Genomic DNA, 13,072 nt, shown 5'->3' on the forward strand with positions numbered 1-13,072 from the left:
CGGTGGAAGGGCCAGCGGCGTGGGGCGGACTCGGGCGCCGGGCGCGGCGTGGGGCGGGCGTAGTCGTAGAGCGGCGCGGACTGCTGCCTGATCAGGGTGACGGCGTCCGCCTCGCCGGACAGGACGTGCAGGCCGAACGGGGTAGACGGCATGTCGAAGCGATCGGCGTACGGGTCGGGCGGCCCGAAGTCGATCCAGGTGACGCGGGCCTGCCGGAGGAGACGGGCCCAGTCGTGGGCGGTGGCCTCCTCGGCGGGGAACGCCATCGTGGCCAGGAAGACGAAGTGGATGTTCGCGACGGTCAGACCCCGGGCCCGCAGACTCCGTGCGGTGCGGCGGACCTCGCTGAGCAGCGAATCCACCGATTCGGCAAGGGAGAAGTACTCGATGCTGCCGCGGGGAACCGCCGACTCGGTCATCTCGCCGGCCCGGCGGAGGACGCCGATCCTCTGGACCGGGGTGGTCGCGGCGAGAACCTCGACGGCCACGTGGGCGGGCCGGTCCCCCACCGGGTCGTACTGGACCGTGGCGAAGACCTGATCGAGTTCGAGCACGACCTCGGTGCGGCGTTTCACCGTCGACCGCGGCACCGGTCCGTCGTCGGGTACCAGCACGAAGTAGACCAGCCCGACGCTGCGCCCGTCGCGTTGCAACTCGTCGAGGCAGTCGGTGTCGGTGGGGGCCGGGCCGGTGAGCCGCCGCACCGCCGAGCGCCCGTCGACCGTGACGACGTCGGCCCGGTCGTACACCACCGACGGCAGCGGGTGCTCCGGTGGCGGCACGATCCGGTCCGGATCGGCCCCCGGGACCGGATCCTCGACCGGTTTCCCGGCCGGGGCCCCCGAAGGCGGAGCCGGTTCGGCCGGAGCCGGGCGCGGCGAGGCCGGGGGTTCCGGGGCCGGGCGCGCCGGGGCCGGCTCGGGACGCCGGGGTTCCGGGGGCTCCAAGGGCTCCGGGCGGGCCGCTTCCGGCGACACCAGCCCGGCCTCGATCAGGGCGGTGACGCGGTGGAGGAAGTCCCGTTCGGATCCCGCGATCTCCGGTTGTTCCTCGTAGGCGCTGATCATCTCGCGAATGGACCGGACACAGTTCTGGATCGCCTCCGCGCCGATCCCGGCACGCCCGTCGGGATGCGCGACCGTGCCGTACGGGAATCCCCAGATCCGCTGATCGCCCGGCAACCGGCGGGCGTTCTCGTAGGCGGTCCGGACCGCGTCCTTGTCGGTGGCGACGAAGACGACGCCGATGACACCTCGGGGCGCGAAGAAGTGCCGCTCGGGCATGGCCGCCTCGACCACGCCGGTGAGCAGCCCACGACCGGTCCCGGGGTCGACCCGAGGGGTGTGACCGACGGTGACCAGGTCGTACAGGACCGGGTCGGCTTCGATCCGGGCCCGCACCTGCCGGCAGATCTCCCCGGCCGGCACCGGAAGCTCCCCGACCGGGACGACGACCAGCAGGAATCCGGTCCAGTCCTCGACGTCGGGCCAGTACGGGGTGGGGTCGGCGGCCGGCATCACAAGTTCCTCTTCGACGGCGGAAGGTTGAGCCCCCGGGCGACCCGGGACGCCGCCGACGGCCGCGGCCGGTTACCGGCCGCCGGGGCGGTGGCGCCGGGCGGTGGCGGGTTGGCGATCACCTGTTTGACCTTCTGTTTCCAGGATTCGATCTGGTCCTTGGCGATCTCGCGCATCACCACCTCGACCTCGTTGTGCACCTCGGCCACGATCCGTTTCTTGCGGTTCTCCAGATCCTTGTCGATGTACTCCTGCCGGCCGGCCGCCCGGACGACCTCCTTGGTGTCGAGGTCGTCGATCTGGTCGTACGCGGTCGGCGGCCCCAGGATGGACAGTGACTTCACCGCGACCGGCAGCAGTTCGAGCATGAACAGCAGGGCGGCGACGAGCAGGTGTGCGGCCCGGGCCCAGCCGTTGTCCTCGCCCAGGTGGGACAGGGCGACGAGCTGGGCGAGCAGGCCGGTGTTGCCGGCCGCCTCCTGGTTGGCGGTCTGCTGGTCGTCCTGGATCGCCGCCCGCAGGACGTCCCGCTGCTGGCGCAGCGCGGGCAGCGCCTGGTCGGCGGAGTCCTGCGCCTGGGTCACCTTGTCCCCGGTCGCGTTCTTGGCCTGCGCCTGTGCCCTGGTCAGCGCCGCCTGTTTGCGCTGGGCGAGGGTGCGCGCGGCGTTGGCGCTGTCGGCCTTGTGGTCGTACTCCCGGCGGAGCGCCTGGGCCCGGTCCCCGTTGCCGGGCTTGCCGCTGCCCGCGTCGCAGAGTTTGCCGTCCAGCTCGCACTTCCAGGCCGCCCACGCCTTGTCCGCGGCGGCCTGTTTGGTCTGGTAGGCGGTGTCGGCCTGCTTGTACTCGTTCTCCGCGGCGACCAGTTCGGGCGAGGTGACCGGAACGTCACCGCGCAGATATCCCTCGTACTTGGCGATCTCGGTGTCCAGGTCCTTGAGCCGTTTCTGCCGGTCTCCGGTGGACAGCGCGATCGACGACTGCTCGGCGGCGACGATGTTGTCCAGCGACATCTGCCGGCCGATCTCGTCGGCGAAGATCCGCAGGGTGAGCGGTGTCGAGACGACCAGGCCGAGCAGGGCCGCCATCAGCACCCGCGGCAGGATCATCCAGAACAGCAGCCACCGGCTGCCCTTCGGTTTCAGGCTGAGGATCAGGGCCCGGTCGACGATCAGGATGATCAGGCCCCAGAAGACGCCCACCAGGACCGCGCCGACCGGGCCGATGTGAAGCCCGTCGGTCATCGCGAAGGTCATCGAGACCATGGCGAGCGCCGCGGTCGCCAGCAGCACGAGGCCCAGCGCCACGAAACGCGCCTGGTCCTTGGCCGCGCCGGCCTTGCTGATCTGTTTGGCGCGGGCCAGGACGTCCGGGTCGGCGCCACCCAGGCTGGCTAGGAACGGGCCGGTTCGCATCGTTTCTCGCATTCTTCGCAGTCGATGGTCATGGGGTGGGCGGCCCGGCCGGTGGCGGGGCCGGGAGGGTCCTGGTCGCGTCGTCCACCGCGGCCCGGATGGCCAGGTCGATGCGCTCGCTGGCGTCGTGGTAGGCCCGGCCGATCCCCTGCCACAGGTCGCGGGCCAGAGGCGCCGGGGAGCCGAGCGCCGCCACTCGCAGCGGCGGCACCTGCGGCCAGCGCACCGGTGGCACCGCCACCACCTCGGCCGAATGCATCGGGTAGGGCGGCAGTTCGGCGTGGGTCCGGGGCAGTTCCATGCTGGGCAGGCCGTCGAGAACGACGGGCGGAGGATGGAGGGAGACGTGCACGTCCGGTATCTCGAAGTAGCGCAGCCGGCCGGCCGACATGGTGTCCTCGCCGTCGTCGTTGACGGCCGTCACCCGGATCTCGCCCGCGGTCGGCGGCTTGATCGGATAGCCGCCGGGGTAGCCGTCGGCGGCTATGCCGTCGACGCTGAAGTTCCCGACGGCGCTGTGGATCCGGACGGTCCGGGCGCCCTGGTGGGTCCAGCGCACGAAGACCTCGGAGCCGCGCAGGGTGATCTCGTCGCTGAGTTCCGCCGACAGCAGCACCGGCGGGCTGGCCAGGTCGAGCACCCGGTCGACCAGGTACTCCTTGAGATCCTCGGCGGCCGGGCGCCGCGCGCGGTCACTGTCGACCGCCGATCGGAAGAGGGCGACACCGGCCGGGTCGAGCAGCCCGGAGATGATCTTCGGACTGGCCGGATCCTTGACCTGGGTCGCGGCCTGGCCGGTGGACAGCCCTCGCATGATCGCCAACGCGAGCTTGTAGACGTCGGTGACCTGGTCCTGCAACTTCTGCTGCTTGCCGATGATCTCCGGTGGGAAGAACAGGAACGTGTTGGGCTGCGTCCGGGAGGTGTCACCGACATCGGCCACACCGTCGCAGTCCATCAGCAGCACCCGCGGCGGATCGGTGGCCACCGCGACGTTCTTCAGGTTCATGTCGCCGTACACCAGCCGTTGTCCGCCACGCGGCCGGTGCACCACCTCCATCGCGTAGGCCAGCCGCGCCGCCAGAGCCAGCCGGACCAGCGGTTTGTCGGCGCGCTCCCGGCTCTTGTCGTACCCCATCGCCGTGGCCTGTTTGGTGCTGGTGCACAGGAGCTGCAGCTCGAACACCTCACGGCCGTTGCGGGTGTCCAGGAAGAAGTCGTCCGGGATGCAGCGCATCAGCAGGCCGACGTCCCCACCTCCCTCCTGGACCATGGCCAGCGGCCACACCGCGACCGCGTCGAGCTCGGCCTGCTCGGCGGGACCGAGCAGGTCACGCAGCCCGACCGCGGTGCGCATGGCGGTGAGCAGCTTGGTCCGGTTCGGCTCCACGATGCTCGGCAACAGCTTCTTGAACGCCAGCGTCTCGTTCGGGAACTCCGGAAGCGGGTTGCCGACCCGGTAGACCTGCGCCATGCCGCCCTTGCCGAGCGGCGTGAGCGTGCCCAGCCGATCGGCACGGATCGGTTTCACGAGCTCTCCGGTTCGAACCACACCCCGATGGCCGTACGGTCGTCCATGTGACCCTTGCGCGCGAAGCCCACCTGCCGCGCGAAGGTGAACACGTCCGGCGGCCCGGCCCACCAGCCGGCGAGGGTCTCGCGGACCTGCGCCGAGCCCTGCAACGGAACGCCGACACCGTCGGTCATCAGGAACAACGGCCCCTCGGTCAGCGGGTGCTCGGCGGTACGCAGACGCGGGTCGGCGTGTGGCAGCGCCTTGACCCGGCCGGTGTACAGGCCGCTGTCCGGCTCGGCGTCCGGGTCGGGGGTGAGGTTCCACCACCGCCCGTCGTCGAGCTGCCAGACCGACGAGTCGTCGGTCCAGGCCACCGACGCGTGCCGGCCGTCCGGTCCGATCCGGACGGCGGCCGCCGCGAGGGTGGTGGCCATCCGGGCGTCCGCCGGCGCCGGGCCCAGCAGGGCGTCGCCGGACGGCGCCGCCACGAACTCGGCGAGCCGTTTGTTGATCTCGGTGAACGCCGTCGGCCAGTCCCGGTGCGCGAGGTAGGCACGCGGTGTGACCAGCGCGGCGAACGCGGCGGCCTCCTGGGACAGCTCGAACTGGCCGACACCGTCGCAGACCGCCAGGACCAGCGTCCGGGTGGGCTCGTCCCAGACCACCGAGAAGCTGTCCTGGCGCGGCTGATCCCGGTAGCGGTGCATCAGCCCGCGCACACTCGCCGCCCGGACCGAGGCGCCCGGCACCCGGCACTCACTCAGCTCGTGGTCCGCCGGACCGGGGAACCGGGTGGGCCGGCCGGCGCCGAGTTCGACGGCGGCCCGGCCCGGCTCCCCGATGGCAGGGACCTCGGTCCTAGTCAAGGATGCTGCCTTCCATCACGGGCGAGGCGTTGACGGCCGGTGGCGTGTACTGGAGCGTGTTCGTGGTGGCGCTCATCGTGGAGCCGAGCACCGAGGTGGCGATCATCCCGGCCATCTCCTTGAGCAGGCTCCCGATCGAGGTGCCGTCCTTGGCCCGGAAGTAGCGCCCCTTCTTCTCCCCGAACGTGGGGTAGGCGAGGGCCTTCATCGACGCCTCGGACGCGGTCCGGAATCCGAACGGCGTGACGTACGGGTACGCCTTGTTGCCCTGCTTGGTGACCGGGTCGTAGGCGAGCAGCTGCTGGAACACCTGCCCGTGGTCGGTGCTGGTCGGGTCGCCGTCGGTGAGGAAGAAGATGCACGGCCGGAAGACCCGTTTGCCCTCGGCCTTGAGCCGGGCCCGGTCCGCGGTGAACGCCCGGTGGAACTCCTGGAAGGCCGAGGTGTAGTTGGTGGCGCCACCGCACTGCAGCGGCTGCATCGCCATCTCGCTGGGGGTGTCCAGCGGCACCACGGTCCGGGCGGTGCTGTCGAAGGCGATGATGCTGAGCATCGCCAGGTCGTCGGCGACGGGATCCTTCATGATCTCGTCCCGCAGTGCCTGGACTCCGGCGTTGAGTTGGGCCATGTCACCGCACATGGAGCCGGAGACGTCGCAGACGATGTAGAAGGGCATCACGATCTGCCCCTCGGTGGCTTGTTCGGACACGGTGTTCCTCCCAGGTCGAATGTGTACGCCCACTCCTGACGGACCGCTGTCCGTCAGGAGTGGTCATGAGGGACCTGGGTGATCAGTTCAACGTCGCGTTCGGCGACGGTTCGGTGTATGCGACACGGCGCGGTGACATCAACGTCAGCGGACCGCCGGCGCCCCGGGCGTCGGCCGCCGACCGGGTCCGGGTTCTGATGCTCGCCGCGAACCCGGCCGACTCCGGGCGGCTCGCCATCGACGAGGAGGCCCGGCAGATCAGCGAGCGGCTCCGGCTGGCCGACGAGCGGGACGTCTACGAGCTGATCACCTGCCTGGCCGTACGCCCGATGGATCTGTTGCAGTTCCTGAACCAGCATCGTCCGCAGATCGTGCACTTCAGCGGTCACGGCGACCGGGCCGGGCAGATCGTGCTCGCCGCCGACGGCGGCCGGGAGCAACGGGTGAGCGCCGCCGCCCTGGGCGAGTTGCTCCGCGTCGCCAACCACCGGATCCGGATCGTGCTGCTCAACGCCTGCTGGACGGCCGGCGCGGTCCGGGCGATCGGGCAGCACATCGACTACGTCATCGGCATGCGGGCACCGATCAGCGACAAGGCGGCCACCGTGTTCGCCGCCGCCTTCTACCTGGCACTGGGGTTCCGCTGCCCGGTGCCGCAGGCCTTCGACCAGGCGGTCGCCGCGCTGGCCGTGCACGGCCTGACCGAGCGGCACATCCCGGAACTGCTGGCGCGCACGGGCGCCGACCCCTACCTGACCGAAGGACCGCGATGAGCTCGACGGGCAACCCGAACTCCGGCAATCAGTACAACGTGGGCCAGAACGTCTACGCCACCCAGAAGGGGAAGATCACCGTCAACCACGGGGCGGCCCCGCCCAGCGGCAAACCGGTACTGATCCTGCTGGGCCTCGACGTGATCTTCTTCTTCTACGGCATGTTCGCCTACACCGGCGACAACACCAGCGGCGACACCTGGCGCGCCGGGATCTTCCTGCTACTGGTGTTCGTGACGCTCTCCACGCTCGGCAGATGGTTCCGCCGCCGCTGGCGGTGAGCCAGCCACTGACGGTGAGCCGGCCGCCGACGGTGAGCCGGCCGCTGGGGGTGAGCCGGCCGCTGGGGGTGAGCAGGCCGTCACTTGCCCCGGGCCCGGCCCTGCCTGTCGATGGCGTCCTGGTGCACGGTCAGGCCGGCGCCGAGTTCGAGCAGCTGGGCCTGGGTGAGCGGGACGTCGGCCTGGATGGTGGCGTAGACGTCGTCGGAGACCGAGATGATCAGCTGGGTGGTCTCGCCGATCTCGTGCAGGATCGCCTTCCGCCCGCCCAGGTCCACGGTGTCGCCGGTCAGTTCGCCCCGGTAGAACTTGTTCTCCAGGTAGACGGCGATCTTGCCGGTGAAGTCGTCCGGGTTGTAGAGCGTGTCCACCGACGGGTTCACGTCCGGGGCGGGGTTGCGGGCCTTGTCCGGGGCGATGGTCAGGCCGCCCTCGTAGTCCTTCTGCACGAAGAAGCCGTCCGGCACCTTGTCGATGGTGAAGTATTTCGGCTGTTCACCGCGGTATTCGACGAGTTTGAGCGTCTCCACGGTGGCGCCGATCGCGGGCCGGGCGCTGATGTCGGGTGTGGTGGTCGGGGTGGTGCCGAGGACGGCCACCACCGCGGCCAGGGCGGCCGTCCCGAAGGCCGAACCGGCGGCGATCCGGGCGGTCCGCCGGCGGCGTGCCGCGCGGTGGCCGCGGGCCAGGTCGGCGGCGACGGTGTCGGCGGAGACGCCTGGTACCGGGCCGCCGAAGCGGGTGAGGCGGCTGTGCAGGTCGTTCATCGGTTCGCTCCTTGCGGGATCATCGGGGTGGAACTGAGGGCGGCCCGGAGCTTCTCCAGCGCTCGGGCGGTCTGGCTCTTGACGGTTCCGGGCGAGCAGCCGAGCGCCACGGCGGTGTCCGCGATGTCCATGTCGAGCACGAACCGGAACACCACTGCCGCCCGCATCCGGGGTGGCAGCTGCTCGAGGGCGCGGGCCAGCTCCGGGTCGGTCTCGGGGGTGACGGCGGCGGCGGAGCCCTCCGGGACCTCGGCGACCGGCCGTTCGAAGCGGCGCCAGATCCGGCGGCGCTCGTCCGTGAGGGCGTTGAACAAGGCCCGCTTGAGGTACGCGTTCGGGCTGTCGGCCCGCCGGAACGCCGCCCAGGAGACGAACAGTTTGGTCAGCGCGGTCTGCACCAGATCCTCGGCCAGGTGATTGTCACCAGCGGTCAGCAGCCGGGCGGTGTGCAGCATGTGCCCGCGTTTCTCGGCCACGAAGGCCGCGAACTGCCGATCGCGCTCGCTGTCTGTTTTCACGTTCTTCCAGACCCGGGACGGGGCTGCCGAGGTTGCATATTGACATTGTCATTTATCGCGGTCGAGCATTGGGAGCGCTCCCATCCCCGCATGCCCGGAGAGTGCCCGTGCTGAACTCATGGAAGGCGGTCGCCGGCGCCCTGCTGCTCGCGACCGCCACCGCCGTAGTACCCGTCTCCCCCGCCCCTGCCCTCGCCGCCGCCGACGCCCGTGTCGACGTCGACGTGCGGGCCGGGCTCGCCACCGCCGGTGACGTCGCCGTCGGTGTCAACCACGCCATCTGGGACTCCCAGCTGGGCACGCCCGCCGTCGCCGACCTGCTCGGGGACGCCGGGGTGACCATGGTGCGCTACCCGGGCGGCTCCTACGCCGACATCTACCACTGGGAGACGCACACCGCGCCCGGTGGTCACGTCGCCCCGGACACCGACTTCGACACGTTCATGGCCGGGGCCCGGCGGACCGGCGCCCAGCCGATGATCATCGCCAACTACGGGACCGGGACCGCGGCGGAGGCGGCCGGGTGGGTCCGGTACGCCAACATCACCAAGGACTACGACGTCACGTACTGGACGATCGGCAACGAGAACTACGGCAACGGGCACTACGGCTCCGCCTGGGAGGCCGACGACCACGCCGACAAGAGCCCCCGGGAGTACGCGAGCAATGTCATCGCGTACGCGCAAGCCATGAAGGCAGTTGACCCTGACATCAAGGTCGGCGCCGTCCTGACGATGCCCGGGAACTGGCCGGACGCCATTGTCGGCACGGGTGACCAGGGCAGCTGGAACCAGGAGGTGCTCAGCCGGGCCGGGTCGGTGATCGACTTCGTGGACGTGCACTGGTACCCCGGCGGCGCCACCGCGGCCGAGACGCTGACCAAGCCGGCGCAGATCACCGACGCCGTGCACCTGCTGCGGCAGCAGTTGCGGGACTTCGCCGGCGACACCAGCGGACGGATCGGCATCAGCATGACCGAGACCAACGTGGAGATCGGCCGCAACACCCAGCCGGGTGCGCTGTTCCTCGCCGACGTCTACAGCGGGCTGCTGGCCCAGGGCGTTTTCACCGTCCACTGGTGGAACACGCACAACGGACTCGGGACGGTGTCGGAGGTGGCCGGGCAGACCGACTACGGCGACTACGGCCTGCTGTCCAGCGGGAACTGCAACGACGCCGGGGTGTGCCAGCCGCCGCTGAACACGCCGTTCGCGCCGTATCACGCGCTTTCGCTGGTCGGCGAGCTGGCCCGGCCCGGTGACCGTTTCATCGCCGCCGGAAGCGACAACCCCGAGATCACTGCCCATGCGGTACGCCGGAAGAACGGTGACGTGGCCCTGCTGCTGATCAACAAGGATCCGTCGGTGGCACAGTCGGTGTCGTTGAAATACCACGGGTTCACGCCGGTCTCCGGGACGCCGACGGTGGCCACCTACACCAACGGCGCCGCCGGAGTGGTCACCGGCCCGGCCGGCAGTGCGGCGACGCAGACGCTGGCCCCGTACTCGATCAGTCTGGTGACCTTGCGCCCGAACCCGGTGGCCGGCACTGCTCCCGCCGCGCCCGGGAAACCGGCCGCGACCGTCACCGACCGCGGCGCCACCATCTCCTGGCCGGCCGGAACGGCAGGCCTGAAGTACGAGGTGTACCGGCAGAACGGCGGCGCCGCCGAACTGCTGGGCGAGACCACCGGCACGTCACTGACGGCCGGTAACCTGCAGCCCGGCCGCCGGTACACGGTGAACGTGGTCGCCCGGGACGGCGCGGGCCGCCTCTCGGCCTCGTCGCCACCGCTGACGTTCACCACGGCGACCCCGGCGAACGCGGGTTGCACGGTGAGGTTCCGCGACGTCAACGACTGGGGCAACGGTTACGTGGGCCAGCTCGACATCACCAACAACACGACGGCGGCCCTGCCGAGCTGGACACTGACCTTCGACTGGCCCACCACGTGGCAGTCGCTGGGAAGCGGCTGGAACGCCACGTGGACGCAGACCGGCACCACGGTCCGGGTGGTCGGCGAGGGCGCGCTGGCCGCCGGAGCAACCATCGGCACCGGCCTGGTGGGCAACTACAGCGGCCCGAACGTCCTACCGACGGTCTTCACCCTCAACGGAACCATCTGCACCAGCGCGTGATCCGATGGTGGCCCGCCATCCGGCGGGTCACCACTCACTCCCCGCCACCCCCACCCCCACCGCCACCGCCGTCGCAGCCGCTGTCCCCGCCGCCCCAGAAAGAACCGGTGCTCCTGTCACGGGAGCGCGACCGGCGGCGGGGCCGTCCGCCGCCGGCCTCCGGTGCGACGCCACCACCCCGGCGACGATCGTTGATGTCAGCCCAGACCGGATTGGTGGCGGCCTCCTTGACAGCGGAAACCGGCAGAGTGCTCGTAACCGACCGTGACCGCCGAACCCGAACAGCCTCCCGGCGAGTCACCCTGACCAGAATCACCACCCCGGTCAGAATCGCCAGAAGAACGACGAACACCGCCACCGCCAACAGAATCCCCAGATCCGGCATGGTTCTATCATCCACATCGGAGCAATTGATCAGCGGAGTTCGACGTATACGCCGTCGGTGGTCAGGGTGTTGAGTATGTCGTCGAGAACGGTGCCGTCGGTCCGCAGGTGCGCCAGGTCTGCGTCGAAAGCCCGGCCGGATTCAAGAGCCGGCGCCGGGCGACAGCCCAGCAGGATGACCGGCGGGCCCGGCGGGCAGTCGCCGGGGGCGTAGCGGGCCAGGCCCTCCGCGGTGCGGAACGTTCCGGCCGGTTGTTCCCACGGCCACCACACCGTCAGCCGGGAGGTGTCGGTCGTTCCCCCTTCGGCGGACTGGCGGTGGGCCAGCAGGTCGATGTCGAGCAGGCCGTCGGTGGACCGGCGGTGTCCGATGACGCAGGCGTCCTGCAGTTCGAGGCCGGCGTCCACGGTGCCGAGCCAGGCGGGGCCGGTGCCGTCGACGGCTGCCTTCAACGGGCCGGCCGGGGCGCAACCGCGCAGGGTCACCCGCTCGTAGACCGGGTCGGCCGGGAACGGGCGGTCGTCGAACAGGCCGTCGATGTCCTGGCAGTCGGTGAGCGGAACACCGGTCTCGCTGTCGAACAGGCGCCACTGCGGCGGAGGCGGCATGCCCCGACCGTACAGCGGCAGGGTGTGGACCGGCTTTTGACCCTTGATTTGTACGATCGGTGCATGACTCGGACGGATATCGCCTCCCGGACGATCGCGGCCCCGGTCGCGCGGGTGTGGGCGGCGCTCGTCGATCCGGTGGCGCTGACGGTCTGGCTGCCGCCGGAGGGCATGAGCGGGCGGTTCGACAGGTACGACGCCAGCCCCGGCGGGTCGTACCGGCTGGTGCTGACATACGCCGACGCGTCGGCCGCACCGGGCAAGACGACCGCGGACTCCGATGTGGTCGAGGCCCGGTTCGTCGACGTCGTCCCCGGGGACCGGGTGGTGCAGGCCGTCGACTTCGTCTCCGACGATCCGGCGCAGGCCGGCACGATGACGATGACGTGGCAGGTCACGGCGGTGGAGCCGGGCACCCGGGTGGTCTTCCGGGCCGACGACGTGCCGCCCGGCATCTCCGCCGCCGACCACGCCGACGGGATGAACTCGTCGCTGGCCCAGCTCGCCGCGTACCTGGAGGCCTGAATACTGGGCCCATGTCATACGTACGGCGTTTCGACCACATCGGCATCACGGTCGCCGATCTCGATGTGGTGAGCGACTTCTTCGTGTCGCTGGGCCTGGAGGTGGAGGGCCGCACGTCGGTCGAGGGTGAGTTCATCGACACGGTCTGCGGGATCCCCGGTTCCCGCACCGACATCGTCATGCTGCGCTCCCCCGACGGCTTCCGCCTGGAGCTGGCCCGCTTCCTGCACCCTGATCCGCTACCGGGCACCCCCGACGCGATGGCCAACGTGCTGGGCCTGCGCAACGTCTCCTTCGAGGTCACCGACCTGCCCGCCGCGGTCGCCGCGGCGGCCACCCGGGGCTACCACCTGGTCGGAGGCATCGGCGAGTACGAGAACATGTGGCGGATGGCCTACGTCCGGGGCCCCGAGGGCATCATCGTCTCCCTGGCCGAACGCATCAGCTGACCCGGCCGGCTTTTCAGTCGCGGCGGCTCAGGACCCGGCCGGTGGTCAGGACCTCGCCGAAACGGGGCAGGACGACGGTCAGGGCGTGATCGTGTTCGGCTGTGGTCACTCCGCTCATCGCGTCCGCGGCGAAGATCACCTCGAAGCCGTGGTCGGCTGCCGCCCGGGCCGTGGACTCGACGCCCATGGTGGTGGCCAGGCCGGCCAGGACGACCGTGTCCACGTCGCGTTCGTGCAGGCGGGTGGCCAGGTCCGTGCCGTAGAAGGCGCCGATCGTCCGCTTCACCACCACCACGTCACCGGCCACCGGGGTCAGCTCGGGGACGAAGTCGCTGCCGGGCGGCTGCTCGGCGACGCCGGGGCGCTCCACCCGGACCGTGACAGTCGTGCACGACGAGCTGGAGTCGGTGACCGGGCTGATCGCCGGGGCGGGCACGTTCCTGTTCGCGGCCGGGGAGCCGGGGCGGCTGGACGCCCGGATCACCGGGTACTGGAAGGGCGGCGTGTCGGATCACGGCGACCATCACGTCGATCAGAGGGCCGAACCGATATGCCGCATCCATCGATTTACATCTATACAAAGGAGGTTATCCGTACCCCCGTCCCCC

13 protein-coding genes and 1 pseudogene are annotated in these 13,072 nt (G+C 70.6%); 5 read left to right on the forward strand and 9 right to left on the reverse strand.

Annotation, left to right across the window (positions count from 1 at the left end):
- The 5 genes and pseudogenes from Aco03nite_RS54290 to Aco03nite_RS36605 form a co-directional block, all read right to left on the reverse strand.
- A pseudogene (locus tag Aco03nite_RS54290) lies at positions 1-1,517 on the reverse strand (hypothetical protein); the annotation flags it as partial.
- On the reverse strand, positions 1,517-2,941 hold the full coding sequence (locus tag Aco03nite_RS36590; RefSeq protein ID WP_203804475.1) for a DUF4407 domain-containing protein: 1,425 nt from the start codon (positions 2,939-2,941) through the stop codon (positions 1,517-1,519). The pseudogene Aco03nite_RS54290 and the gene Aco03nite_RS36590, both read right to left, overlap by 1 nt.
- 16 nt (positions 2,942-2,957) lie before the next feature.
- Entirely contained in the window at positions 2,958-4,460 is a 1,503-nt protein-coding gene (locus tag Aco03nite_RS36595) for a hypothetical protein (RefSeq protein ID WP_203804478.1), read from the reverse strand.
- Positions 4,457-5,311 carry a protein phosphatase 2C domain-containing protein gene (locus Aco03nite_RS36600; RefSeq protein ID WP_203804481.1) on the reverse strand — a complete coding sequence of 285 codons (855 nt, stop codon included), beginning with the start codon at positions 5,309-5,311 and terminating at the stop codon, positions 4,457-4,459. Before Aco03nite_RS36600 ends, Aco03nite_RS36595 begins: the two co-directional genes overlap by 4 nt.
- Positions 5,304-6,020, reverse strand: coding sequence for a vWA domain-containing protein (locus tag Aco03nite_RS36605; protein WP_203804484.1), 717 nt, complete (start codon positions 6,018-6,020; stop codon positions 5,304-5,306). The genes Aco03nite_RS36600 and Aco03nite_RS36605 overlap by 8 nt, the downstream gene beginning before the upstream one ends.
- 65 nt (positions 6,021-6,085) lie before the next feature.
- Here Aco03nite_RS36605 and Aco03nite_RS36610 point away from each other — a divergent pair, with 65 nt between their 5' ends.
- Both Aco03nite_RS36610 and Aco03nite_RS36615 read left to right on the forward strand, forming a co-directional pair.
- Entirely contained in the window at positions 6,086-6,793 is a 708-nt protein-coding gene (locus Aco03nite_RS36610) for a CHAT domain-containing protein (RefSeq protein WP_203804486.1), read from the forward strand.
- On the forward strand, positions 6,790-7,074 hold the full coding sequence (locus tag Aco03nite_RS36615) for a hypothetical protein (protein ID WP_203804489.1): 285 nt from the start codon (positions 6,790-6,792) through the stop codon (positions 7,072-7,074). The genes Aco03nite_RS36610 and Aco03nite_RS36615 overlap by 4 nt, the downstream gene beginning before the upstream one ends.
- A gap of 80 nt (positions 7,075-7,154) precedes the next feature.
- Here Aco03nite_RS36615 and Aco03nite_RS36620 read toward each other — a convergent pair whose 3' ends face one another.
- On the reverse strand, positions 7,155-7,841 hold the full coding sequence (locus tag Aco03nite_RS36620) for a hypothetical protein (protein WP_203804491.1): 687 nt from the start codon (positions 7,839-7,841) through the stop codon (positions 7,155-7,157).
- A complete protein-coding gene (locus tag Aco03nite_RS36625) occupies positions 7,838-8,359 on the reverse strand; it encodes a SigE family RNA polymerase sigma factor (RefSeq protein ID WP_203804493.1) in 522 nt (173 codons plus the stop codon). The genes Aco03nite_RS36620 and Aco03nite_RS36625 overlap by 4 nt, the downstream gene beginning before the upstream one ends.
- A 107-nt stretch (positions 8,360-8,466) precedes the next feature.
- Here Aco03nite_RS36625 and Aco03nite_RS36630 point away from each other — a divergent pair, with 107 nt between their 5' ends.
- Complete coding sequence (locus tag Aco03nite_RS36630; protein WP_203804495.1) at positions 8,467-10,497, forward strand: cellulose binding domain-containing protein; 2,031 nt, start codon at positions 8,467-8,469, stop codon at positions 10,495-10,497.
- A gap of 414 nt (positions 10,498-10,911) precedes the next feature.
- On the opposite strand, the gene Aco03nite_RS36635 is transcribed toward Aco03nite_RS36630, so the two are convergent.
- Complete coding sequence (locus Aco03nite_RS36635; RefSeq protein WP_203804497.1) at positions 10,912-11,490, reverse strand: hypothetical protein; 579 nt, start codon at positions 11,488-11,490, stop codon at positions 10,912-10,914.
- 63 nt (positions 11,491-11,553) lie between these two features.
- Here Aco03nite_RS36635 and Aco03nite_RS36640 point away from each other — a divergent pair, with 63 nt between their 5' ends.
- The gene (locus Aco03nite_RS36640; protein WP_203804499.1) at positions 11,554-12,015 is read left to right on the forward strand and encodes an SRPBCC domain-containing protein; all 462 of its coding nucleotides are present in this window, start codon (positions 11,554-11,556) and stop codon (positions 12,013-12,015) included.
- Positions 12,016-12,026: 11 nt separating this feature from the next.
- On the forward strand, positions 12,027-12,464 hold the full coding sequence (locus tag Aco03nite_RS36645) for a VOC family protein (protein ID WP_203804501.1): 438 nt from the start codon (positions 12,027-12,029) through the stop codon (positions 12,462-12,464).
- A gap of 13 nt (positions 12,465-12,477) precedes the next feature.
- Here Aco03nite_RS36645 and Aco03nite_RS36650 read toward each other — a convergent pair whose 3' ends face one another.
- On the reverse strand, positions 12,478-12,948 hold the full coding sequence (locus Aco03nite_RS36650) for a cysteine hydrolase family protein (protein ID WP_203804504.1): 471 nt from the start codon (positions 12,946-12,948) through the stop codon (positions 12,478-12,480).
- Positions 12,949-13,072 lie beyond the last annotated feature (124 nt).

Source organism: Actinoplanes couchii (genome assembly GCF_016862075.1).
GTDB lineage: Bacteria > Actinomycetota > Actinomycetes > Mycobacteriales > Micromonosporaceae > Actinoplanes > Actinoplanes couchii.

Coding starts and splice junctions, on each gene's coding strand:
- Aco03nite_RS36615 (WP_203804489.1), top strand. CDS start 6,790: ATGAGCTCGACGGGCAACCCGAACTCCGGCAATCAGTACAACGTGGGC.
- Aco03nite_RS36635 (WP_203804497.1), bottom strand. CDS start 11,490: ATGCCGCCTCCGCCGCAGTGGCGCCTGTTCGACAGCGAGACCGGTGTT.
- Aco03nite_RS36590 (WP_203804475.1), bottom strand. CDS start 2,941: ATGCGAGAAACGATGCGAACCGGCCCGTTCCTAGCCAGCCTGGGTGGC.
- Aco03nite_RS36620 (WP_203804491.1), bottom strand. CDS start 7,841: ATGAACGACCTGCACAGCCGCCTCACCCGCTTCGGCGGCCCGGTACCA.
- Aco03nite_RS36640 (WP_203804499.1), top strand. CDS start 11,554: ATGACTCGGACGGATATCGCCTCCCGGACGATCGCGGCCCCGGTCGCG.
- Aco03nite_RS36645 (WP_203804501.1), top strand. CDS start 12,027: ATGTCATACGTACGGCGTTTCGACCACATCGGCATCACGGTCGCCGAT.
- Aco03nite_RS36610 (WP_203804486.1), top strand. CDS start 6,086: ATGAGGGACCTGGGTGATCAGTTCAACGTCGCGTTCGGCGACGGTTCG.